Here is a 23,455-nt window from a genome sequence, read left to right on the forward strand (position 1 = left end):
CCGCGCTCCACGCGCCCCGTCACCACCGTGCCGCGCCCCGAGATCGAGAACACGTCCTCGATCGGCATCAGGAACGGCAGGTCGATCGGCCGCTCCGGCTGCGGGATGTAGGCATCCACGTGCCCCATCAGCTCGAGGATCGCGTCGTGCCCGATCTTCGGCTCGCGGTTCTCCAGCGCGCACAGGGCCGAGCCCTTGGTGATCGGGATGTCGTCGCCCGGGAAGTCGTACTTCGAGAGCAGCTCGCGCACCTCGAGCTCGACGAGGTCCAGGAGCTCCGGATCGTCGACCATGTCGACCTTGTTCATGAACACCACGAGCGCCGGCACGCCGACTTGGCGGGCGAGCAGGATGTGCTCGCGGGTCTGCGGCATCGGGCCGTCGGCCGCCGAGACCACCAGGATCGCCCCGTCCATCTGGGCGGCCCCCGTGATCATGTTCTTGACGTAGTCGGCGTGGCCGGGGCAGTCGACGTGGGCGTAGTGCCGGTTCTGGGTCTCGTACTCGACGTGGGCGGTCGAGATCGTGATCCCGCGCGCCTTCTCCTCCGGCGCCTTGTCGATCTGGTCGTAGGCCGTGAACGTGGCCCCGCCCGTCTCCGCCAGAACCTTCGTGATCGCCGCCGTCAGCGACGTCTTGCCGTGGTCAACGTGCCCGATCGTCCCGATGTTGCAGTGCGGCTTCGTCCGCGAAAACTTTTCCTTGGCCATCGCCAAACTCCGTCGATCTTCGAGAATTCAGGGGTGGTGCGCGGCGCCCGGTCCGGAGGACGGCGCCGCGGATGCGGGACCCGGACGGGCCGGATCCATCGAAGGGGGGTGCCTCAGCCCGCGTACTTGGCGACGACCTTCTCGGCCTCGCCGCGCGGAACCTCCTCGTAGTGGTCGAACTGCATCGTGAAGTTCGCGCGCCCCTGGGTGAAGGAGCGGAGTTGGTTCACGTAGCCGAACATGTTGGCGAGCGGCACCATCGCGTTGATGACGTTGGCGTTGCCGCGCATGTCCTGGCCCTGGATCTGGCCGCGCCGGGAATTCAGGTCGCCGATGACCGAACCGGTATAGTCCTCCGGGGTCACGACCTCGACCTTCATCACCGGCTCGAGCAGGACCGAGCCGCCCTTCTGCAGCGCCTCGCGCAACGCCGCCCGCGAGGCGATCTCGAAGGCGAGCGCCGAGGAGTCGACCTCGTGGTAGGCGCCGTCGATCAGCTCCACCTTGATGTCGACCACCGGGAAGCCCGCCAGGATGCCGGCGGTCATCACGCTGTTGAGGCCCTTCTCGACGCCCGGGATGTACTCCTTGGGCACCGCGCCGCCGACGATCTTCGACTCGAACGCGTAGCCCGCGCCCGGCTCGTTCGGCTCGACGACGAGCTTCACCCGCGCGAACTGACCGGTGCCGCCGGTCTGCTTCTTGTGGGTGTAGTCGATCTCGGTGCGGCGGGTCAGCTTCTCCCGGTACGCCACCTGCGGCTGGCCGATATTGGCCTCGACCTTGTAGGTGCGCTTCAGGATGTCGACCTTGATGTCGAGGTGGAGCTCGCCCATCCCCTTCAGGATGGTCTGGCCCGATTCCTGGTCGGTGGAGACGCGGAAGGACGGGTCCTCGGCGGCGAGCTTCGAGAGCGCGATGCCGAGCTTCTCCTGATCGGCCTTCGACTTCGGCTCGACGGCGATCTCGATGACCGGCTCAGGAAACTCCATCTTCTCGAGGATCACGGCCTTCTGCGGGTCGCAGAGGGTGTCGCCGGTGCGGGTGTCCTTCAGGCCGGCGAGCGCCACGATGTCGCCCGCGAAGGCTTCCTTGATGTCCTCGCGGTTGTTGGCGTGCATCAGCAGCATCCGTCCCACCCGCTCCTTCTTGTCGCGGGTCGAGTTGATGACGTTGGCGCCCGACTCGACCTTGCCCGAGTAGACGCGGCAGAAGGTGATCGTGCCGACGTGGGGGTCGTCCATGATCTTGAAGGCGAGCATGGCGAAGGGGTCGGTGTCCGACGGGCGGCGCACCACCTCTTCCTCGGTCTTGAAGTCGATGCCCTTGATCTCGCCGCGATCGGCGGGCGAGGGCAGGTAGTCGACGACCGCGTCGAGGAGCGGCTGCACGCCCTTGTTCTTGAACGCCGAGCCGCACAGGACCGGGTGGAAAGCGCGCCGCTGCACGGCGGTGCGCACGAGCCGGCGCATCGTCGCCTCATCCGGCTCGGTGCCGTCGAGGTAGGCGGTCATGGCGTCGTCGTCCATCTCGACGCAGGCCTCGACCAGCTTGGTGCGGTACTCCGCGGCCTGGTCGGCGAGGTCGGCCGGGATCTCCTCCTCGGAGAAGTTGGCGCCGAGCGCCTCACCCGACCAGACGATGGCCTTCATCTTGATGAGGTCGATCACGCCCTTGAAGTTCGACTCGGAGCCGATCGGCAGCTGCAGGCAAACCGGCTTGCCGGCGACGCGGTCGATGATGTCGGCCACGCACTTGAAGAAGTCGGCGCCGATCTTGTCCATCTTGTTGACAAACACGACGCGCGGCACGTCGTACTTGTCGGCCTGACGCCACACGGTCTCGGTCTGCGGCTCGACGCCCTGGTTGCCGTCGAGCACGCATACCGCGCCGTCGAGCACGCGCAGCGAGCGCTCCACCTCGATGGTGAAGTCGACGTGGCCGGGGGTGTCGATGATGTTCAGGCGCTTGTCGCGCCAGAAGCAGGTGGTCGCAGCCGAGGTGATCGTGATGCCACGCTCCTGCTCCTGCTCCATCCAGTCCATGGTGGCGGCGCCCTCATGGACCTCGCCGATCTTATGGGACTTGCCGGTGTAGTAGAGGATCCGCTCGGTCGTCGTGGTCTTGCCGGCATCGATGTGGGCCATGATGCCGAAGTTGCGGTAGTCCTCGATCGCGTGCGTGCGGGGCATCGGGGGGCTCCTGAAGCTGTGGGCCGCTTTACCAGCGGTAGTGCGAGAAGGCGCGGTTGGCCTCGGCCATCCGGTGCGTGTCCTCCCGCTTCTTGACGGCGTTGCCGCGGTTGTTGGCGGCGTCGAGCAGCTCGGCCGACAGGCGCTCGACCATGGTGCGGTCGTTGCGCGAGCGCGCGGCCTGGATCAGCCAGCGGATGGCGAGCGCCTGGCGCCGCTCGTGCCGGACCTCGACAGGCACCTGGTAGGTGGCGCCGCCGACGCGCCGCGAGCGCACCTCGATCGCTGGGGCCACGTTGTCGAGCGCGGCCCGGAAGACCTCGATCGGGTTCGCGCGCGCGCGGCTCTCGATGATGTCGAAGGCGCCGTACACGATGCTCTCGGCGACCGACTTCTTGCCCTCGTACATGACCGAGTTCATGAACTTGGTCAGGACGACGTCGCCGTACTTGGCGTCCGGGATGATCTCGCGCTTCTCGGCGCTGTGGCGGCGGGACATCGCTCGCTCCGTTCAGGTCTCAAAAGGGTCTGGTACGTCCCGCGCAGGCCGCCTTGAGCGTGTGGGCCGGCGGCATCCTTGCGGGACAGGCGATAAAGGTCGTGGTGTCGAAACGTCGTTCGGCTGGCCCGCTTACTTCGGCCGCTTGGCACCGTACTTCGAGCGGCGCTGCTTGCGGTTCTTGACGCCCTGGGTGTCGAGCACGCCGCGCAGGATGTGGTAGCGCACGCCGGGCAGGTCCTTCACGCGACCGCCGCGGATCATGACGACCGAGTGCTCCTGCAGGTTGTGGCCCTCGCCAGGGATGTAGCCGATCACCTCGAAGCCGTTGGTCAGCCGCACCTTGGCCACCTTGCGGAGCGCCGAGTTCGGCTTCTTCGGGGTCGTGGTGTAGACGCGGGTGCAGACGCCGCGCTTCTGCGGGCAGGCATCCAGGGCCGGCACCTTGTTGCGGCTCTTCTGGATCTTCCGCGGATTGGCGATCAGCTGGTTGATCGTCGGCATGCCATTCCTCTCGCAACGCATCGCCGTCCGGGGCGACCGTCAAATTCATCTCGTCCGGGCGGCGTGCGCCCCGTCCCTCAGGCGATGCAGACCGCCCTCAGGCAACGCAAATCGCGCCCCAGGCTGCGGATCAGCCTTTGGCGCGCCATGCGAGCAGAGGACCACCGGAGCTCGCACCCCCGCGGTCATGCCGGTCTGACACGTGTCAGTCGGTTTGAAGTTCGGTCGCGTTTAGGCGGCGTGGATCGAGGCTCAGAGGCACGTCGATCGGCTGTCGCCTACGGCCAGCCGTTCAGTAGGGCGCGTCCTAGTCCCTGGGATGGGCGGTGTCAAGCGTTAATGGGCCGTTGGCCGCCGCGCGCGCCGACCTCGGAGGTCGAAGAGGATCGTCTCGCGCCCCGCGGAGGCGGGAAGGCGGAACGAGTGCCCGACCGTGCTGTGCTTGCGGCCGCCCTGGTCGCGCAAGCGTTCGGACAGCAGGCGCTCCAGCACAGCCCGGCGGTTCGTCTCGACCTTGGCCGTGTCCGCTTCGCACAACGCGCCGATGGATGACGAACGGATTCGCGCACACGCATCGGTGCCGCCACTCCGAAGAGGGCATGAAAAAGGCCGGCGCCGCCTCGTGGCGACGCCGGCCCCGGTTCTCGTGTCAGGCGGAGGCCGCCCGCCCTCACTCGGCGGCGGGCAGCTCCTGCAGGGCCGCGCCGCTCTCGGCGGTCTTCTGGGCCATGATCAGGTCGTCGCGGCGGCGCGCGATCGACTTGATGTCGGCGATCATCGCGCCGGTGCCCGCCGGGATGAGCGAGCCGACGATGACGTTCTCCTTCAGGCCTTCGAGCAGGTCGACCTTGCCGTTGACCGCGGCTTCCGTGAGGACGCGGGTGGTCTCCTGGAACGAGGCCGCCGAGATGAACGACCGCGTCTGCAGCGAGGCCTTGGTGATGCCGAGCAGAACGGGGACGCCCTGCACCGGCTTCTTGCCTTCGCCGATCAGCTGCTCGTTGATGTCGGCCAGCTCCGTCCGGTCGATCTGGTCGCCCGTCAGGATCTCGGAATCGCCGCTGTCGGTGATCTCCACCTTCTGCAGCATCTGGCGGACGATCACCTCGATGTGCTTGTCGTTGATCGACACGCCCTGCAGCCGGTAGACCTCCTGGATCTCGTTGACGAGGTAGGCCGCGAGTTCCTCCACGCCCTTGATCGCCAGGATGTCGTGCGGGGCCGGGTTGCCGTCGACGATGAAGTCGCCGAGTTCGACCACGTCGCCGTCCTGCAGGTGGATGTGCTTGCCCTTCGGGATCAGGTACTCCACCGGCTCGGAGCCGTCGTGCGGGGTCAGGGTCAGGCGGCGCTTGTTCTTGTAGTCCCGCCCGAACGCGATCGTCCCCGACTTCTCGGCGATGATCGCCGCGTCCTTCGGCCGGCGCGCCTCGAACAGCTCCGCCACCCGCGGCAGACCGCCGGTGATGTCGCGGGTCTTGGCGCTCTCGGTCGAGACGCGGGCCAGGATGTCGCCGGCCTTGACCCGGGCGCCCGGATCCACGCCGATGATCGCCTCCACGGGCAGGAGCGCCCGGGCGTCGGAGCCGCGCGGCAGCTTCTGCACCTTGCCGCTCGCATCGTGGATCGCGAGGGCCGGACGCAGGTCGGCGGTGCGCGCCGAGCCCCGCCAGTCGATGACGACGCGCTTGGCGATGCCGGTCGACTCGTCGGTGGTCTCGGTGATCGACTGGCCGTCGATCAAGTCCTCGTAGGCGACGATGCCGTCCACCTCGGTCAGGATCGGCCGGGTGTAGGGATCCCACTCGGCAATGCGCTGGCCGCGCTTGATCGTGTCGCCCTCGTCGACCCGCACGCGCGCACCGTATTGCAGGCGGTGGACCGCCCGCTCGGCGCCGTCCGGCCCGACGATCACCACGGCCACGTTGCGGCCGATGGCGATCAGGTCGCCGTCCGAGTTGCGGGCGAGGCCGCGGTTGCGGATCCGCACCGTGCCCTCGAAGCTCGACTCGATGAAGGACGAATCGGCGATCTGGGCCGCACCGCCGATGTGGAAGGTGCGCATCGTGAGCTGCGTGCCCGGCTCACCGATCGACTGCGCCGCGATGACGCCGACCGCCTCGCCCTGGTTGACGGGCGTGCCGCGGGCGAGGTCGCGCCCGTAGCAGGTGGCGCAGACGCCGTTCTTGGTGGCGCAGACCAGCACCGAGCGGATCTTCACCTCCTGGATGCCGGCCTTGGTGATCGGCTCCAGGTGGCGCTCCTCGATCGTCGTGCCCTTGGCCACGATGAGCGAGCCGTCCGCTGCGGTCAGGTCCTCGGCCGTGGCGCGACCGAGGATGCGGCTCGCGAGCGAGGCCACGACCTGTCCGGCATCCACGATGGCGCGCATGCGGATGCCGCTCTCGGTGCCGCAATCGACCTCGCGGATGACCGCGTCCTGGGCCACGTCGACGAGGCGGCGGGTCAGGTAGCCCGAATTCGCCGTCTTGAGCGCCGTGTCCGCCAGACCCTTGCGGGCGCCGTGGGTCGAGTTGAAGTACTCGAGAACGTCGAGGCCCTCCTTGAAGTTCGAGATGATCGGGCTCTCGATGATCTCGCCCGAGGGCTTGGCCATCAGGCCGCGCATCGCCGCGAGCTGCTTCATCTGCGCCGGCGAGCCGCGGGCGCCCGAGTGGCTCATCATGTAGATCGAGTTGACCTGGCGGTCGGCGCCCTTCTCGTCCTTCTGCACCGACGAGATGCGGTTCATCATCTCGCTGGCCAGCCGGTCCGAGCACTTCGCCCAGGCATCCACGACCTTGTTGTACTTCTCACCCTGAGTGATCAGGCCGTCCTGGTACTGCTGCTCGTAGTCCTTCACCAGCGCGCGGGTCTCGTCGACGATCGACCACTTGTTCTCCGGCACCACCATGTCGTCCTTGCCGAACGAGATGCCGGCCTTGAACGCGTGGCTGAAGCCCAGACCCATGATGCGGTCGCAGAAGATCACCGACTCCTTCTGACCGCAATGGCGGTAGACAGTGTCGATCATCGCCGAGATCTCCTTCTTGGTCATCAGCTTGTTGACGACGTCGAAGGGGACCTTGGGGTGGCGCGGCAGCACGTTCGAGAGGATCACGCGGCCCGGCGTGGTGTCGTAGGTGCGCGTGACCTCCTCGCCGTCGGGGCCGAGGCCTTTCCAGCGCCACTTGATCTTCGAGTGCAGCGTCACCGCCCGCGAGGCCAGCGCGTGCTCCAGCTCGCCGAAATTGCCGTAGACGCCCTGCATCGGGTTCTGCGGGTTGTTGGCCTTGTACTCGCCCGGCGCACCGTCGGCGACGATGGACAGGTAGTAGAGCCCGAGCACGATGTCCTGCGAGGGCACGATGATCGGCGCGCCGTTCGCCGGGTGCAGGATGTTGTTGGTCGACATCATCAGCACGCGCGCTTCCAGCTGCGCTTCGAGCGACAGCGGGACGTGCACGGCCATCTGGTCGCCGTCGAAGTCGGCGTTGAAGGCGGCGCAGACCAGCGGGTGCAGCTGGATCGCCTTGCCCTCGATCAGCTTCGGCTCGAAGGCCTGGATGCCGAGCCGGTGCAGCGTCGGCGCCCGGTTGAGCATGACGGGGTGCTCGCGGATCACCTCGTCGAGGATGTCCCAGACCTCCGGCTTCTCCTTCTCGACCAGCTTCTTGGCCTGCTTCACCGTCGCCGAGAAGCCCTTGGCGTCGAGGCGCGCGTAGATGAACGGCTTGAACAGTTCGAGCGCCATCTTCTTGGGCAGCCCGCACTGGTGCAGCTTCAGCTCGGGGCCGACCACGATGACCGAGCGGCCCGAATAGTCGACGCGCTTGCCGAGCAGGTTCTGGCGGAACCGGCCCTGCTTGCCCTTCAGCATGTCGGCGAGCGACTTCAGCGGGCGCTTGTTGGCGCCCGTGATGACGCGGCCGCGCCGGCCGTTGTCGAACAGCGCGTCGACCGCCTCCTGCAGCATCCGCTTCTCGTTGCGGATGATGATGTCGGGCGCGCGCAGCTCGATCAGCCGCTTGAGGCGGTTGTTGCGGTTGATGACGCGCCGGTAGAGGTCGTTGAGGTCGGAGGTCGCGAAGCGGCCGCCGTCGAGGGGCACCAGCGGGCGCAGGTCCGGCGGGATGACGGGGACGACCGTCAGGATCATCCATTCCGGCTTGTTGCCCGAGAGCTGAAACGCCTCGATGATCTTGAGGCGCTTGAGCAGCTTCTTGGGCTTCAGGTCGGAGGTGGTGGTGGCGATCTCCTGGCGCAGGTCGGCCGCGATCTTGTCCAGGTTGAGGTCCTGGAGGATGCGCCGGATGGCCTCGGCGCCGATCATCGCGGTGAACGAATCCTCGCCGTACTCCTCCTGCGCGCGCAGGTACTCTTCCTCCGACAGGAGCTGACGCTCCTTGAGGGGGGTGAGGCCCGGCTCGATGACGACGTAGGATTCGAAGTAGAGGATGCGCTCGAGGTCCTTGAGCGCCATGTCGAGCAGGAGGCCGATCCGGCTCGGCAGGGACTTCAGGAACCAGATGTGGGCGACGGGCGCGGCGAGCTCGATGTGGCCCATGCGGTCGCGCCGCACGCGCGCGAGCGTCACCTCGACGCCGCACTTCTCGCAGATCACGCCCTTGTACTTCATGCGCTTGTACTTACCGCACAAGCACTCGTAATCCTTGATCGGTCCGAAGATCCGCGCGCAGAACAGGCCGTCACGCTCAGGCTTGAACGTACGGTAATTGATCGTCTCGGGCTTCTTGATTTCGCCGTAGGACCAGGACAGGATTTTCTCAGGCGACGAGATCGAGATCTTGATCTGGTCGAAGCTCTGAGGCTGAGCCTGCTGGTTGAAAAGATTCATGACCTCTTGGTTCATGATCTGCTCCTGAGCTGACGGGGCGCCCCGTGGGCCGGTGGGCAGCCGCCGTGCTGGTCATCGGGCCGGGGTCGGAGCCGTCGCGACGCGGCGCCCTCCCCTTCATTCGAAATCCGTCCGCCGCCGCGGGACGGTGGTCCCGCGGCGCGTCGTCAGAGGATGGTCGAGGGGATCTCCCCTACTCCGCCGCCTCCGGCGGCGCTTCGAGCTGGTCGTTGGCGGCCCGCTTGGAGGAGATCAGCTCGACGTTGAGGCCGAGCGAGCGCATCTCCTTCACGAGCACGTTGAAGCTCTCCGGGATGCCCGCCTCGAAGGTGTCGTCCCCGCGCACGATGGCCTCGTAGACCTTGGTGCGGCCGGCGACGTCGTCCGACTTGACGGTGAGCATCTCCTGCAGGGTGTAGGCGGCGCCGTAGGCTTCGAGCGCCCACACCTCCATCTCGCCGAAGCGCTGGCCGCCGAACTGCGCCTTGCCGCCCAGCGGCTGCTGGGTGACGAGCGAGTAGGGACCGATCGACCGGGCGTGGATCTTGTCGTCCACGAGGTGGTGCAGCTTGAGCATGTAGATGTAGCCCACCGTGACCTTGCGGTCGAAGGGCTCGCCGGTGCGCCCGTCGTAGAGCGTCGACTGCCCCGAACGGTCGAGCCCGGCCATCTCCAGCATCGCCTCGATGTCGGCCTCCTTGGCGCCGTTGAAGACAGGGGTCGCCATCGGCACGCCGCGGCGCAGGTTGTTGCCGACCTCCGCCAGATCCTGGTCCGTCAGGCCGTCGAGTTCGGACGGGCTGTAGATCCTGGCCATCTGCTCGCGCAGCGGGCTGACATCGTGCGTGCGCAGATAGGCGTCAACCGCCTGCGACACTTGGCGCCCGAGTCCGGCCGCCGCCCAGCCGAGATGCGTCTCGAGGATCTGGCCGACATTCATGCGGCTCGGCACGCCGAGCGGGTTGAGCACGATGTCGGCATGCGTGCCGTCCTCCAGGAACGGCATGTCCTCGATCGGCACGATCCGGGACACCACGCCCTTGTTGCCGTGGCGGCCCGCCATCTTGTCGCCGGGCTGGATCTTGCGCTTCACCGCCACGAAGACCTTGACCATCTTCATGACGCCGGGGGGCAGCTCGTCGCCGCGCTGCAGCTTCTCGACCTTGTCGAGGAAGCGCTGCTCCAGGCGCTTCTTCGACTCGTCGTACTGCTTCTGCATCGCCTCGATCTCGGTCATCAGACGATCGTCGATGACCGCGAACTGCCACCATTGCGAGCGGGGGTAGTCGGTGAGGTTCTCGCGGGTGAGGGTCGTGTCCTTCTTGAACCCCTTCGGCCCGGCGACCGGCGCCTGCCCCACCAGCACGCCGGCGAGACGCGCGTAGGTGTTGCGGTCGAGGATCGCCTGCTCGTCGTCCCGGTCCTTGGCGAGGCGCTCGATCTCCTCGCGCTCGATGGCCTGGGCGCGCTCGTCCTTGTCGACGCCGTGGCGGTTGAACACCCGGACCTCGACGATCGTGCCCGTGACACCGGGGGGCACGCGCAGGGACGTGTCGCGCACGTCGGACGCCTTCTCGCCGAAGATGGCGCGGAGCAGCTTCTCCTCCGGCGTCATCGGGCTCTCGCCCTTCGGCGTGATCTTGCCGACCAGGATGTCGCCCGCGTGCACCTCGGCGCCGATGTAGACGATGCCGGCCTCGTCGAGGTTCTTGAGCGCCTCCTCGGAGACGTTCGGGATGTCGCGGGTGATCTCCTCCGGCCCGAGCTTGGTGTCGCGGGCCATCACCTCGAATTCCTCGATGTGGATCGAGGTGAACACGTCATCCTTCACGATCCGCTCGGAGAGCAGGATCGAGTCCTCGAAGTTGTAGCCGTTCCACGGCATGAACGCGACGAGCACGTTGCGGCCGAGCGCCAGCTCGCCGAATTCGGTCGAGGGACCGTCGGCGATGATGTCGCCCTTCTTCACGACCTCGCCCACCCTCACCAGCGGCTTCTGCGTGATGCAGGTCGACTGGTTGGAGCGCTGGAACTTCTGCAGCCGGTAGATGTCGACGCCCGGCCGGGTCGGGTCGGTCTCCTCGGTGGCGCGCACGACGATGCGGGTGGCGTCCACCTGATCGATCACGCCCGCGCGCCGCGCCGCGATGGCCGCGCCGGAATCGCGGGCGACCACCGCCTCCATGCCGGTGCCGACGAAGGGCGCGTCGGCGCGGACGAGCGGCACCGCCTGGCGCTGCATGTTCGAGCCCATGAGGGCCCGGTTGGCGTCGTCGTTCTCCAGGAACGGGATCAGCGCCGCAGCGACCGACACGAGCTGCTTGGGCGACACGTCCATCAGGTCGACGCGGTCGGGGGCGACCACGATCACCTCGCCCGCGCGGCGGCAGACCACGAGATCCTCGGTCAGGCGGCGCTCGGCATCCATCGCGGCGCTCGCCTGCGCCACGTAGTACTTCGCCTCCTCCATGGCCGAGAGGTAGACCACCTCGTCGGTCACGACGCCGTTCTTCACGCGGCGGAACGGGGTCTCGATGAAGCCGTACTTGTTCACCCGCGCGAAGGTGGCGAGCGAGTTGATGAGGCCGATGTTCGGGCCTTCCGGCGTCTCGATCGGGCAGATGCGGCCGTAATGGGTCGGGTGCACGTCGCGCACCTCGAACCCGGCGCGCTCGCGGGTGAGACCGCCCGGCCCGAGCGCTGAGAGACGCCGCTTGTGCGTCACCTCGGAGAGCGGGTTGGTCTGGTCCATGAACTGCGAGAGCTGCGAGGAGCCGAAGAACTCGCGCACCGCCGCCGCCGCAGGCTTGGCGTTGATCAGGTCCTGCGGCATCACGGTGTCGATGTCGACGGACGACATCCGCTCCTTGATGGCGCGCTCCATGCGCAGCAGGCCCAGCCGGTACTGGTTCTCCATCAGCTCGCCCACCGAGCGCACCCGGCGGTTGCCGAGGTGGTCGATGTCGTCGATCTCGCCCTTGCCGTCGCGCAGGTCGACGAGCGCCTTGACCACCGCGAGCATGTCCTCGCGCCGCAGCGTCCGCACCGTGTCGGCCGCGTCGAGGTCGAGGCGCATGTTCATCTTCACGCGCCCGACCGCCGAGAGGTCGTAGCGCTCGGGGTCGAAGAACAGCGAGTGGAACATCGCCTCGGCGGTGTCGAGGGTCGGCGGCTCGCCCGGGCGCATCACCCGGTAGATGTCGAACAGCGCGCCCTCGCGGGCCGAGTTCTTGTCCACCGCCAGGGTGTTGCGGATGTAGGGGCCGACATTGACGTGGTCGATGTCGAGCACCGGGATCTCCTCGGTGCCGACGTCGGTCAGGCCCTTGAGGAGCTTGTCGGTGATCTCGTCGCCGGCCTCGGCATAGATCTCGCCGGTCTTGTAGTTGACCATGTCCTCGGCGATGTACTGGCCGAGCAGGTCCTCGTCGGTGGCGCGCAGGGCCTTGACGCCCTTCTCGGCGATCTGCCGGGCGGTGCGCGCGGTCAGCTTCTTGCCGGCCTCCAGCACCACCTCGCCCGAATCGGCGTCGATGAGGTCGGTGGAGGCCTTGTAGCCCTTGAGGCGCTCGGCGTCGTAGGGCACGCGCCAGTCGCGCCCGTCACGCACATAGCTGACGCGGTTGTAGAAGGTCGAGAGGATCTCCTCGCCGTCGAGCCCGAGCGCGAACAGCAGCGAGGTCACCGGGATCTTGCGCTTGCGGTCGATGCGCGCGTGCACGATGTCCTTGGCGTCGAACTCGACGTCGAGCCAGGAGCCCCGGTAGGGGATGATGCGCGCGGCAAACAGCAGCTTGCCCGAGGAATGGGTCTTGCCCTTGTCGTGGTCGAAGAACACGCCCGGCGAGCGGTGCATCTGCGAGACGATCACGCGCTCGGTGCCGTTGACGATGAAGGTGCCGTTCTCCGTCATCAGGGGCATATCGCCCATGTAGACGTCCTGCTCCTTGATGTCCTTGACAGACTTGGCGCCCGTATCCGGATCGACGTCGAACACGATCAGCCGCAGCGTCACCTTGAGCGGGGCGGCGAAGGTGATGCCGCGCTGGCGGCACTCGTCGACGTCGTACTTCGGCGCCTCGAACGTGTACTTGACGAACTCGAGCAGCGCGGTCGAGGAGAAGTCGGAGATCGGGAAGACGGACTTGAAGACGGATTGCAGACCCTCATCGGCCCGCCCGCCCTCGGGCTCGTCCACCATCAGGAACTGGTCGTAGGACGCCTTCTGGACCTCGATGAGGTTCGGCATCTCGGCGACTTCCCGGATCTTGCCGAAGAACTTGCGAATGCGCTTGCGACCGACCAGCGTGTTGGCCATAGGTGACCTCGCTCCTCATCCACCGCATCATCGGGGCCCGGCGGGACGCGGACCTGTCCGCATCGACCGTCCCTGGGCCGGAGCGCCGCGGGGCCGGCGTTCCTTCAAACCCGAACGAACCTATATGGGGATCCCGACCCCGGATCCCGAGGGGGCCGCCGAAGCGGCCCAAGCCCGCGGGCGAGAACCCGCGGGCTTGGGGGCTCGCGAATGCCGGGAAGGCACCCGCAGCGTAGAAATGCGGGTCCGCACGGACCCGCATCGACTTACTTGAGCTCGACCTTGGCGCCGGCCTTCTCGAGCTGGGCCTTGAGCTTGGCGGCGTCGTCCTTGGACACGCCCTCCTTGACCGGCTTCGGAGCGCCCTCGACGAGGTCCTTGGCCTCCTTGAGGCCGAGGCCGGTGATCGCGCGGACCTCCTTGATGACCTCGATCTTCTTGTCGCCGGCGGCGGCGAGCACGACGGTGAACTCGGTCTGCTCCTCGACCGGGGCGGCGGCAGCGCCCGCGGCCGGGCCGGCGGCCACGGCGACGGCGGCGGCGGCCGAGACGCCCCACTTCTCTTCGAGCATCTTGGCGAGTTCGGCCGCCTCGAGGACGGTCAGGGACGAGAGGTCGTCGACGAGCTTGGCAAGATCAGCCATTTCCAGTTCCTGCGTGTTGTCGGTTTGAACGATGGGGGTGTGAGCGAAGCGCCCTCAGGCGGCCTCGTCCGTCTTCGCTGAGTCGGCATAGGCCCCGAACACGCGGGCGAGCTTGGCCGCCGGCGCATTGACGACCTGGGCGATCTTGGTCGCGGGCGCCTGCACGAGGCCCACGATCTTGGCGCGCAGTTCGTCGAGGGACGGCAGCGTGGCGAGTGCCTTCACGCCGTCCGGGTTCAGGGCCGTCGCGCCCATGGCGCCGCCGAGGATCACGAGCTTGTCGTTGGCCTTGGCGAAATCCACCGCCACCTTCGCGGCCGCGACCGGATCGCTCGAATAGGCGAGCAGGGTCGGGCCCTTCAGGAGGGGCTTGATGGAAGCGACGTCGGTGCCGTCGAGAGCGATGTTGGCGAGACGGTTCTTCGCGACCTTCACGGTGGCGCCGGCCTGCTTCATCTGCGCGCGCAGCTTCTGCATGTCGGCGACCGTGAGGCCCTTGTAGTGGGCCACGACGACCAGCGAGGTGGTGGAAAACACCCCGTTGAGCGTCGCGACGAGATCAGCTTTTGCTGCTCTGTCCACCGGGCTCTCTCCGGTTGGCGGAACCAGGATCGGTTCCGCCGGTTGCACATGCCGCCCGTGCCGAGCCGGGGCCTTGGAAGACCGCGGCGGCGCGAGCGACGCTTCACGGCCCTGTCCCCGACCGACGGCCTTGCGGCCGCGCGAACCGGGTGAGATGGTTCAAACCGACGCCCTGCCCGCCCGCGAGGGAGGCGGGGCGGAAAAACTCGGTCTTCCCCGTCTGTGCAGGCTTGGCGATTAAGCCAGCGAACCGGCGCCTGCAGTCTCGGACAGGACATGGCCGGACGGGGCGCGAGGAGGGTTCCCCTCGAGCCCGCCGGCCATTCGTCACCCGGTCGCCCGGGGACGTCTCGTCAGGCCACGACCGATCGGTCGAGTCCTTTCAAAGGTGGAAACGTGGAGCGCGGTCTATAGCGGGGTGCAAGCAGCCTGCCAAGTGGGCGGGTGCGGATAATTCGGTCGCAGGGAGGAAACCGCCCCCTCCCCCGGCCGCCACGGGCCTCAGGCGGCCCGCACGGTGTCGAGGAAGCGCCGGACCTCGGCCGACAGGTGGTCCGATTGCCGCGACAGGGCCGAGGCCGCCGAGAGCACATGGCTCGCCGCCGCGCCGGTCTCCTCCGCGTTCGCGGCGACGCACGCGATGTTGCGCGTCACCTCGCCCGTGCCGGTCGCCGCCTGCGCGATGCTGTGCACGATCTCCTGCGTCGCCGCGCCCTGCTCCTTCACCGAGGCCGAGATGCCGGTCGTCACCTCGCTGACCTCGCGGATCCGCCCCCCGATCCCGCCGATCGCCCCCACCGCCTCGCGGGTGGAGGCCTGGATCCGCGCCACCTGCGCGGAGATGTCTTCGGTGGCGCGTGCGGTCTGGGTGGCGAGTTCCTTCACCTCGGCGGCCACCACCGCGAAGCCGCGGCCCGCCTCCCCGGCCCGCGCCGCCTCGATCGTGGCGTTGAGCGCGAGCAGGTTCGTCTGCCCGGCGATCGTGGTGATGAGCGACACGACCTCGCCGATCTTCGCCGCCGCGCCGGAGAGTTCCTGCACCAGGCCGGCCGTGGCCTCGGCCTCTCCCACCGCCGTCCGCGCGAGGTCGCTCGACCCCGCGGCCTGCCGGCCGATCTCCTGCACGGAGGCACCGAGTTCCTCGGCCGCCGCCGCCACCGTCCCCACGTTCGAGGCGGCCTGCTCGGCGGCGGCGGCGACCGAGGAGGATTGCAGCGCCGTCCGGGAGGCGGCGGCGGTCATGGCCTGGGCGGTTGCCTGGAGTTCGGAGGCCGAGTGCGAGACGGTGCGCACGATCCCGCTCACCGCCCGCTCGAAGCCATCCGCCATCGCGCGCATGGCGGCGCGGCGCTGCGCCTCCGCGCCCGCCCGCGCCAGGGCCGTCTCCTCCTCCAGGGCGCGGGTGCGGATCAGGTTCTCCTTGAACACCTGCACGGCGCCGGCGAGCGCGCCGATCTCGTCGGCGCGGCCGCGGCCGGGCACGACGACCGCCGTGTCCCCTTCCGCGAGGCGCGTCGCGGCGCCGGTCATGGCCGAGAGGGGGCGGATGATCGCCCGGGTGACGAGAAGGATCCCGCCCCCCGCGAGGACGAGGCTCATGGCGAGGAGCCCCGCATAGACCGCGAAGTCCTGGCGGGCATTCCGTGCGCTCGCCGCGGCGATCTGATCGACCTCTTCCACGAAGGCCGTGGCGGCGGCCGCGATCTGGCTGAGAAGGGGCGTCGTCACGCGGCGCGACTCGGGCAGCGTGGGCCGGGGCAGGCTCGGATCGAGGAGCGCCTCCATGAGCTTGGCGTTGCGCTCCGCGTGGGCGGCCGAGTAGTAGCCCGCCTCGGCGGCGCCCATGGCCTCGCGGATCCGCTGGGAACCCTCGAATTTCCGGGCGACGCCGCGCGCGACGCCGAAGGCGAATTCCGCCTGCTTCCGATTGGCCTCGTGGGTGATCTGCTCCCGGAAGGTGATGGCTCGGCGCTGGGCCAGCACGTCGTTGACGATCAGCACCTCGGCGCCGGCGAAGTTCCGGGCCGCCCAGGTCATCGCGCGGGCGAGGAGCGGGGCCGTGAGCGAGGGATCCTCGGCGCTGATCAGGCTCTCGACGGCGCCCATCGTCGCCTCGACCGCGTCGAGCAGGCGCCCGCCGGTCGCGTTGACGCGCGCGACGAGCGCCCCGTCGCGGGCGGAGAGCGGCTGCGCCAGCGCCGCGTCGGCGTCGCGGCGGGTCCGCTGCCAGTCCGAGGATGCGGCGTCGAGGCTGGACAGGACGGCGGCGAAGTCCGTCTCGCCCAGCTCCGCAAGCAGACCCCTCGCCTGGTCGAGGCTGCCGTTCACGGCGGCGCGGCGCTCGGCGATGTCCTTGGCGTTCGCCGCACCCTGCTCGCGTTCGAGCGGCAGCCCCGAGACCGTGGCGCCGCGCTCGAAGCGCAAGTTGGCGAGCGCCTGCAGCAGCAGGCGGTCCACGGTGGCGAGCCGCGCGACGTGCGTGGCGGTATTCCATTGCCGCCAGGAGGTGCGGAGGTTCTCTGCGCACAGCCCGAACACGATCGCACCGAATGCGATCAGGATGGCGCTCAACCAATGCCGAATGGGCATCTCTACCTCCGACGGACCCGGTGCTCCACGCATCGCGGCCGATCCGGCCACTTGAAGCACATTGCCCGCGCAAGTTGCCCTTGGGGCATTGACGATCGGTTACTCATCCGCGTCGTCGCGCCTGCGTCTCGTGGGAGCGGCCGGGAAGGCTCCGCTACGCCGCCTCGCGGTGCGGGCGGCCCTTGCGCCACCAGCCCTGCCCGCGCCGCGTCGACCGTTCGACGGTGCGGGTCGCGTAGAACGACGCGTTCTGCTCGCCGCGCAGGGCCTCGCGGGTGAAGCGGATCAGGTGGTGGGACACGAAGCCCATGTTGAACACCGCCTCGATCTGTCCGCGCTTCAGGGCGTAGCCGGCCGCCCGCCAGAAGGCTCGGCGGTAATCCGAGAGCAGCCCCACCCGCACCGCGATGTTGAAGCCGAGCACCAGCGCCCGGCGCAGGTTGTCCCGGGTCAGGCGGTCCCTGGCGGGGATCCGCACGCGGTTCACGTAGGTGACGTCGATCTGGTGGCGGAAGCGGTCGAACAGCCGCTCGGGCGAATAGGCGTGGGCGATGGCCCGGCGCCAGCTCGCCACCACCTCGTCGTGCGGGCGCAGGAAGCGCACGTTCGATTCGAGGTGCGGATCGTCCACGAGCCGCCCCTCCTTCGCGAGCCGGTCCCACAGGGGCGTGCGCGGCAGGGCCTGGAGCAGGTTCATGGTCAGGACCGGGACGTTCGACCGGTCGATGAAAGCGAGCAGCTTGTCCTCGGATTCCGCCGTCTCGGTGTCGAGGCCGAGGATGATGCCCGAGGTGACCTCCAGCCCGTAGGAGTTCAGGGTCGCGATGCCCTCCAGCATCGGCACGGCGGCGTTGTGGGTCTTGTCGATGACCTTGAGGGCGTCGAGTTCGGGGGTCTCGATCCCCACGAACACCGTGACGAAGTTCGCCTGGCGCATCAGCTCGAGGATCTCGGGCTGCTTGGCCATGTTCAGCGTCGCCTCGCAGGCGAACTGCACCGGGTAGCCGTTTCGCCGCTGCCAGTCCACGAGGTGGGGCAGCATCTCCCGGGTGGCCTTGCGGTTGCCGATGAAGTTGTCGTCGACGAAGTAGACCACCGCCGGGTGGCCGGGCTGGGCGACGATGGCGTCGAGTTCGCCGAGCAGCTGCTCGGGCGTCTTCAGCCGCGGCTGGCGGCCGTAGAGGGCCGGGATGTCGCAGAACTCGCAGCGGTAGGGGCAGCCCGAGGAGAATTGCAGCGAGCCGATGAGGTAGCGCCGCAGCGGCACCTGCCCGTAGGCGGGGGTGGGGAAGTCGGAGAGGCCGAGCCGGTCCTGCGTCTCCAGCCGCACCTGGGCGGGCGGGCGGGAGACGTCCGCGTCGAGGCGGCGGATCAGCTCGTCCGTGGCGTCGCCGATCTCGCCGATATGGATGTAGTCGAAGCCCGGATACTGCTCGGGCGAGCCCGAGACCGAGGGACCGCCCAGCACTGCGACGCAGCCCGCCGCCTGCGCGCGGACCTGGATGTCGCGGATCTGCGGCGCCTGGACGTGCATGCCGGAGACGAACACCGCGTCCGCCCAGGCGAATTCCTCGGCGGCGGCGCTGCGGATGTTCTCGTCGACGAAGCGGACCTCCCACCGCTCCGGCATGTAGGCCGCGATGAGGAGCAATCCCTGCGGCGGCATGAACGCCTTCACGCCGCCCATCAGCGGATAGGCGTGCTGGAACGTGCCGAAGGAGGGCGTGTAGGCGGGAAAGACGCAGAGGATGCGTCGCGTGGAGGAGACCGGGACCGTGCTGCGCATGGTGCACAATCTAGCACAGCAGGGCCGGGCGGCGTCCCCCCGGCAGCCGATTTTCCCGTCGCGAGCGCGCCGAGGCCCCGGTACGGAAATCTCCCTTCCACGCCTGCCGTATTGCCGCGGTCATCTGCGTCAGCGATCCTCGGGCCCAAGAGGATCCGCGCAGGGAGGATACGGTGGCCAAGCTTCGTGTGCTCGTCGAGGTCGTCCCGACCGTCGAACAGGCTGCGCTGGCGTCGGCGTCGTCCGCCAGCATCCGACCGGCGAGCTCGGCCGACCTGTTCGCCCTGGCCGAGGCGATGATGGCCGGCCTTCCGGGGACCGGCATCGAGGTGACGGATGCGTTCGGCCCGATTCCCCTGGCGGCCGCGGACGTGTCGCTGGATGCCGCCGAGGGCGGGCCCGCCCTCGTGTCGGCGGCGTCCTCATCGGGCCGGCGGCGGCGAGGCGGACCCAAGGCGGCCTCGCCGCCCCTGGCGAACGTGGCGTCGGTGGTGCTGCTCTGCGAGGTCACGGCCGCGGGACTTCACGAGCTGGAATCGCGGTCCGACGTGGTGGTCTGGCCCGACAGCCGCCTCTCCCTGACGCAAGGCTCCGCCCCGGATGAGGGGCTCGTCGGGCTCCTCGATCTCGCGACGAGCGCCGGCGGCACCGATTGCCGCCCGTTCCGGCCCGGCGTCTCCGTCGAGGCGATCCGCACCCTGCTCGGGGTCGAGGCCCTGTGGCGGGACGGATTCCGCGGTCAGAACGTGATCGTCGGCATCCTCGACGAGGGGGTGAGCCATCTCTACCCCGTCGTGGGCGGACACGAGACCACGACGGAGCGGCGCTGGGGGCTGGCCGCGATCACGAGCCACGGCTCGATGTGCGCCGCCGACATCCTCGTCGCCGCGCCGGCCGCTCGCCTGTACGACTACCCTTTCCTCGGGCAGCCCAGTTCCGGCGGCGCCATCGCCATGTTCCAGGCGGTGCTGGACCAGCATCGCCGGGACGGCACGCCGCATCTCACCAACAACAGCTACGGCTTCGTGAGCGTGCCCCCGCGCGAGACGATGCCGAACCATGAGATCTGGAACCTGAACCACCCCGTCCACCGCAAGGTGCGCGAGGTGGCGGCGGCCGGAATCCCCTGCTTCTTCGCGGCGGGCAATTGCGGGGAGAACTGCCCGAGCGGCAAATGCCACCCCTCCGGCATCGGCCCGGGCCGGTCGATCCACGCCTCGAACAGCCTCGCCGAGGTAATCACCGTCGCGGCGGTCAACAGCCGGCACGAGCGGGTGGGCTATTCCAGCCAGGGTCCCGGGATGTTCGAGCGGGCGAAACCGGACATCGCGGCCTACACGCATCTCTTCGGCAATTTCGGACCCGGACGGCCCGGCGGGCTCGCCCAGCCATACGACAACGGGACCTCGGCGGCGACGCCGGTCGCCTGCGGCGTCGGGGCCGCCCTGCTCAGCGCCTTCGCGGACCTCACCCCCGCCGCGCTCAAGACGGCCCTGATGCAGAGTGCCCTGGACATCGGGCAGCCGGGACGCGATTTTCTCACCGGCAGCGGGGTGGTCAACGCCGCGGCGGCCTACCAACTCCTGCGAGGAGACGGACGCATCCCGGGCCGGGTGCGGCCGCGGCTGCCGGACGACCGGGTGGCGTGAGCGAGGAGTCGGACCATGAAGTGGCTGGTGACGGCCGAGCGCCGACTGGATGCCCAGAACCTCGGCAAGGCGCTGGAACAAGCCGGCGCCCACGTCGTGGACGAGCAGACCGCCACACCGCTCGGCGAGGGCGAGCGCGTCTGGGAGGTCGAGGGACCGCCCAACCTCGATGCCAAGCTCACGGGCGTCAAAGCGATCACCGGCGTCTTTCCGTCCTCGACCATGACCCTGTACTGACCGCCCCACGCCGGTTCCCGGGTCGTCCGAGACACGAAAAAAGGCCCGCCCCGTGTCCGGAGCGGGCCTTCTGGTGGGGACGAAGCGGATCGCCGATCAGGCCGAGGTCTGCGCCGCGAGGACGCTCGCGGGGTCGACCTTGATGCCCGGGCCCATCGTGGAGGAGACCGCGATGCGCTGGATGTAGGTGCCCTTGGCGCCCGTGGGCTTGGCCCGGGCCACCGCATCCGCGAAGGCGCGGGCGTTCTCGACGATCTTCTGGTCGTCGAACGAGATCTTGCCGATGCCGGCGTGGACGATGCCCGCCTTCTCGACGCGGAACTCGACCGCACCGCCCTTGGCGGCGCCGACCGCGCCCTTCACGTCCATGGTGACGGTGCCGACCTTCGGGTTCGGCATCAGGCCGCGCGGGCCCAGCACCTTACCGAGACGACCGACGAGCGGCATCATGTCCGGGGTGGCGATGCAGCGATCGAAGTCGATCGTGCCGCCCTGGATGGTCTCCAGCAGATCCTCGGCGCCCACGATGTCGGCGCCCGCCGCCTTGGCCTCGTCGGCCTTGGCGCCGCGGGCGAACACCGCCACCCGCACGGTGCGGCCGGAGCCGTTCGGCAGGTTGCAGACGCCGCGGACCATCTGGTCGGCGTGACGCGGATCGACGCCGAGATTCATCGAGATCTCGAAGGTCTCGTCGAACTTGGCGGTGGACCGCTCCTTCAGGAGCTTCACCGCGTCGGCGAGCGGATAGACCTTGGTCGGGTCGATGCCCTCGCGGGCGGCGCGGATGCGCTTGCCTACACGTGCCATGCTGCCCTCCCCTTAGGCCGTGATTTCGAGACCCATGGCCCGGGCGGAGCCGCGGATCATGGCGACGGCGGAATCGACCGAATCGCAGTTCAGGTCGGGCATCTTCCTCTCGGCGATCTCGCGGATCTGCGCCTCGGAGACGCGGCCGGCGGGCGCACCCTTGCCGGGGGTCTTCGAGCCGGAGGCCGGCTTCTTGCCGATCTTCAGTCCGGCCGCCTTCTTGAGGAAGAACGACACCGGCGGCTGCTTCATCTCGAAGGTGAAGGAGCGGTCCTGATACGCGGTGATGATCACCGGGATCGGGGTGCCCTTCTCGATCTGCGCGGTCTTCGCGTTGAAGGCCTTGCAGAATTCCATGATGTTGAGGCCGCGCTGACCGAGCGCGGGGCCGATCGGCGGGGACGGATTGGCGGCGCCGGCCGGCACCTGAAGCTTCACGTAGCCCGTGATCTTCTTCGCCATGGGACTGCTCCCGTTGGTTGCCTCATGCCCTCAGGGCGAGGCGGTTGCAGGTCGCGGTGCGGCCCGGTGCTCCCGGCGGCGAACCGGGCGGGCCTCCCGCGGGTGGAGACGAACGGCGAGGGGCGGAGGAGCCCGCGGTCAGGCTCCTCCGCCCCTCGCCGCCGCCGTCACGATCAGACCTTCTCGACCTGACCGTATTCGAGTTCGACCGGAGTGGCCCGGCCGAAGATGGAGACCGCCACCTTGAGGCGGGAGCGGCTCTCGTCGACTTCCTCGACGACGCCGTTGAACGACGCGAAGGGGCCGTCGGCGACGCGCACCGTCTCGCCCACCTCGAAGGAGATCGAGGCCTTCGGCCGCTCGGTCCCTTCCTGGACCTGGCCCTTGATGCGCTCGGCCTCGGCGTCGGGGATCGGCACCGGCTTCGACTTGTCGGCCCCGAGGAAGCCCGTGACCTTCGGGGTGTTCTTGATGAGGTGGTAGACCTCGTCGGTGAGGTCGCACTTCACCAGCACGTAGCCCGGGAAGAACTTGCGCTCGGCATCGACCTTGCGGCCGCGCCGAACCTCCACGACCTTCTCGGTCGGGACCATCACCTCGTCGAACTTGTCGAGCAGGCCGCGTTGGGCGGCCTGGTCCTTGATCGACTGCGCGACCTTGTTCTCGAAGTTCGAGTAGGCGTGGACGATGTACCAACGCTTCGACACGGTGTTCTACTCCTCAGGCCCCGATGCCCAGCACCAGGGTGACGAGGTAGCGCAGCACCTGGTCCACGACGACGAAGAAGATGCTGGCCGCCACCACCATGACGAAGACCATCAGGGTGGTGATCAGCGTCTCCTTGCGGGTCGGCCACGTGACCTTGCGGCCCTCGTCCCGGACCTGCTGCAGGAACTCGAACGGTCCGACGCGCTTGGGCGCGGGCCGGGAGGGCGGCGTGGGCGCGCCGGCGCCTCCGCCGCGGGGCGCGGGGGTGCCGCGCGACGCATTGCGCCCGAGGTCCACTTTCTTCGTCGCTTCGTTCGATGCCATGTCCGACGTACCGTCGCCGCTCGAAACCAACAGGGGCGCGAAGCCTGGCCCTTCCCAAGCCCGCGCCGCCGCCTTGTCCGATCTGGGATGGCGATGCCTCTAGCGCAGTTGCGCGGGCTTGTCGATGGCCCTGCGGCCTGCCTGAGATGGGGTGGTGAGCGGCTCGGGTCGAGGGGGGCGCTGGCAGGGGGGCCTTGGCAGGCGGTCCTTGGCAGGAGTGGAGGGACTCGAACCCCCAACCCCCGGTTTTGGAGACCGGTGCTCTGACCAGTTGAGCTACACTCCTCAAGGCGCCGAGGCGCGCACGCTCTGTGCCGCAAGGCGGCGCCGGATGCAAGGGGCTTCGTCGCCGAAGCCAAGCGCCCAAGCCAGGCGTCCAGGCCGGGCCGGAGGCGCCCGGACAGCGGAACGGGGCCGGCGCATGCCGCGCCGGCCCCGTTCGTCTCGCGGCGTCCGGGGACCGCCCCCGGACGCCGATCGTCAGGATTACTCGGAGCAGGATTGCTCGGAGCAGGCTTACTCGGAGATGGAGGCGACGACGCCGGCGCCGACGGTGCGCCCGCCTTCGCGGATGGCGAAGCGCAGC

At 68.8% G+C, this 23,455-nt stretch carries 17 protein-coding genes and 1 tRNA gene; 2 read left to right on the forward strand and 16 right to left on the reverse strand.

Annotated features, from left to right (window positions below; translation table 11 throughout):
• The 10 genes from MFF61_RS30640 to MFF61_RS30685 form a co-directional block, all read right to left on the reverse strand.
• A partial coding sequence (locus MFF61_RS30640) for an elongation factor Tu (protein WP_238241473.1) occupies window positions 1-710 on the reverse strand: 710 nt, incomplete at its 3' end.
• Between the two features lie 113 nt (window positions 711-823).
• Window positions 824-2,902, reverse strand: a complete 2,079-nt coding sequence (gene fusA, locus MFF61_RS30645; RefSeq protein ID WP_238241474.1) for an elongation factor G — start codon at window positions 2,900-2,902, stop codon at window positions 824-826.
• A gap of 28 nt (window positions 2,903-2,930) precedes the next feature.
• Window positions 2,931-3,401 (reverse strand): 30S ribosomal protein S7, encoded by a 471-nt coding sequence (rpsG, locus tag MFF61_RS30650; RefSeq protein WP_238241475.1) that lies wholly within the window; start codon window positions 3,399-3,401, stop codon window positions 2,931-2,933.
• 132 nt (window positions 3,402-3,533) lie between these two features.
• Window positions 3,534-3,905, reverse strand: a complete 372-nt coding sequence (rpsL, locus tag MFF61_RS30655; protein ID WP_012330347.1) for a 30S ribosomal protein S12 — start codon at window positions 3,903-3,905, stop codon at window positions 3,534-3,536.
• Between the two features lie 670 nt (window positions 3,906-4,575).
• Window positions 4,576-8,778, reverse strand: a complete 4,203-nt coding sequence (gene rpoC, locus MFF61_RS30660; protein WP_238241476.1) for a DNA-directed RNA polymerase subunit beta' — start codon at window positions 8,776-8,778, stop codon at window positions 4,576-4,578.
• A 178-nt stretch (window positions 8,779-8,956) separates the two neighbouring features.
• The gene (gene rpoB, locus MFF61_RS30665) at window positions 8,957-13,081 is read right to left on the reverse strand and encodes a DNA-directed RNA polymerase subunit beta (protein WP_238241477.1); all 4,125 of its coding nucleotides are present in this window, start codon (window positions 13,079-13,081) and stop codon (window positions 8,957-8,959) included.
• Window positions 13,082-13,347: 266 nt separating this feature from the next.
• Window positions 13,348-13,725 carry a 50S ribosomal protein L7/L12 gene (gene rplL, locus MFF61_RS30670; RefSeq protein ID WP_135416124.1) on the reverse strand — a complete coding sequence of 126 codons (378 nt, stop codon included), beginning with the start codon at window positions 13,723-13,725 and terminating at the stop codon, window positions 13,348-13,350.
• A 54-nt stretch (window positions 13,726-13,779) separates the two neighbouring features.
• Window positions 13,780-14,307: a 50S ribosomal protein L10 gene (gene rplJ / locus MFF61_RS30675; RefSeq protein WP_238241478.1), complete on the reverse strand. Its 528-nt coding sequence runs from the start codon at window positions 14,305-14,307 to the stop codon at window positions 13,780-13,782.
• 501 nt (window positions 14,308-14,808) lie between these two features.
• The gene (locus MFF61_RS30680) at window positions 14,809-16,896 is read right to left on the reverse strand and encodes a methyl-accepting chemotaxis protein (RefSeq protein ID WP_238241479.1); all 2,088 of its coding nucleotides are present in this window, start codon (window positions 16,894-16,896) and stop codon (window positions 14,809-14,811) included.
• Window positions 16,897-17,050: 154 nt separating this feature from the next.
• Window positions 17,051-18,682: a B12-binding domain-containing radical SAM protein gene (locus MFF61_RS30685; RefSeq protein ID WP_238241480.1), complete on the reverse strand. Its 1,632-nt coding sequence runs from the start codon at window positions 18,680-18,682 to the stop codon at window positions 17,051-17,053.
• A 173-nt stretch (window positions 18,683-18,855) separates the two neighbouring features.
• Between MFF61_RS30685 and MFF61_RS30690 the strand changes: the two genes are divergently transcribed.
• Window positions 18,856-20,331 (forward strand): S8 family peptidase, encoded by a 1,476-nt coding sequence (locus MFF61_RS30690; RefSeq protein WP_238241481.1) that lies wholly within the window; start codon window positions 18,856-18,858, stop codon window positions 20,329-20,331.
• Between the two features lie 15 nt (window positions 20,332-20,346).
• Window positions 20,347-20,568 (forward strand): hypothetical protein, encoded by a 222-nt coding sequence (locus MFF61_RS30695; RefSeq protein WP_238241482.1) that lies wholly within the window; start codon window positions 20,347-20,349, stop codon window positions 20,566-20,568.
• A 96-nt stretch (window positions 20,569-20,664) separates the two neighbouring features.
• On the opposite strand, the gene rplA is transcribed toward MFF61_RS30695, so the two are convergent.
• From rplA to MFF61_RS30725, 6 genes are all read right to left on the reverse strand, one after another.
• Entirely contained in the window at window positions 20,665-21,375 is a 711-nt protein-coding gene (rplA, locus tag MFF61_RS30700) for a 50S ribosomal protein L1 (RefSeq protein ID WP_238241483.1), read from the reverse strand.
• Between the two features lie 12 nt (window positions 21,376-21,387).
• A complete protein-coding gene (gene rplK / locus MFF61_RS30705; protein WP_238241484.1) occupies window positions 21,388-21,837 on the reverse strand; it encodes a 50S ribosomal protein L11 in 450 nt (149 codons plus the stop codon).
• Between the two features lie 173 nt (window positions 21,838-22,010).
• Window positions 22,011-22,544 carry a transcription termination/antitermination protein NusG gene (gene nusG, locus MFF61_RS30710; protein WP_238241485.1) on the reverse strand — a complete coding sequence of 178 codons (534 nt, stop codon included), beginning with the start codon at window positions 22,542-22,544 and terminating at the stop codon, window positions 22,011-22,013.
• A gap of 13 nt (window positions 22,545-22,557) precedes the next feature.
• Window positions 22,558-22,869, reverse strand: coding sequence for a preprotein translocase subunit SecE (gene secE, locus MFF61_RS30715; protein ID WP_238241486.1), 312 nt, complete (start codon window positions 22,867-22,869; stop codon window positions 22,558-22,560).
• A 209-nt stretch (window positions 22,870-23,078) separates the two neighbouring features.
• Window positions 23,079-23,155: transfer RNA gene (locus tag MFF61_RS30720), tRNA-Trp, on the reverse strand.
• Window positions 23,156-23,385: 230 nt separating this feature from the next.
• On the reverse strand, window positions 23,386-23,455 hold a 70-nt coding region (locus MFF61_RS30725; protein ID WP_490390956.1), incomplete at its 5' end, for an EF-Tu C-terminal domain-related protein.

This window comes from Methylobacterium isbiliense, from assembly GCF_022179325.1.
Taxonomy (GTDB): Bacteria; Pseudomonadota; Alphaproteobacteria; order Rhizobiales; family Beijerinckiaceae; genus Methylobacterium; species Methylobacterium isbiliense.

Bases quoted from the DNA above. Each gene is read 5' to 3' on its own strand.
- MFF61_RS30680 (WP_238241479.1), bottom strand. From the start codon at position 16,896: ATGCCCATTCGGCATTGGTTGAGCGCCATCCTGATCGCATTCGGTGCG.
- rpsG (WP_238241475.1), bottom strand. From the start codon at position 3,401: ATGTCCCGCCGCCACAGCGCCGAGAAGCGCGAGATCATCCCGGACGCC.
- rplL (WP_135416124.1), bottom strand. From the start codon at position 13,725: ATGGCTGATCTTGCCAAGCTCGTCGACGACCTCTCGTCCCTGACCGTC.
- secE (WP_238241486.1), bottom strand. From the start codon at position 22,869: ATGGCATCGAACGAAGCGACGAAGAAAGTGGACCTCGGGCGCAATGCG.
- rplA (WP_238241483.1), bottom strand. From the start codon at position 21,375: ATGGCACGTGTAGGCAAGCGCATCCGCGCCGCCCGCGAGGGCATCGAC.
- rpoB (WP_238241477.1), bottom strand. From the start codon at position 13,081: ATGGCCAACACGCTGGTCGGTCGCAAGCGCATTCGCAAGTTCTTCGGC.
- MFF61_RS30695 (WP_238241482.1), top strand. From the start codon at position 20,347: ATGAAGTGGCTGGTGACGGCCGAGCGCCGACTGGATGCCCAGAACCTC.
- fusA (WP_238241474.1), bottom strand. From the start codon at position 2,902: ATGCCCCGCACGCACGCGATCGAGGACTACCGCAACTTCGGCATCATG.
- rplK (WP_238241484.1), bottom strand. From the start codon at position 21,837: ATGGCGAAGAAGATCACGGGCTACGTGAAGCTTCAGGTGCCGGCCGGC.
- rpsL (WP_012330347.1), bottom strand. From the start codon at position 3,905: ATGCCGACGATCAACCAGCTGATCGCCAATCCGCGGAAGATCCAGAAG.
- MFF61_RS30685 (WP_238241480.1), bottom strand. From the start codon at position 18,682: ATGCGCAGCACGGTCCCGGTCTCCTCCACGCGACGCATCCTCTGCGTC.
- rpoC (WP_238241476.1), bottom strand. From the start codon at position 8,778: ATGAACCAAGAGGTCATGAATCTTTTCAACCAGCAGGCTCAGCCTCAG.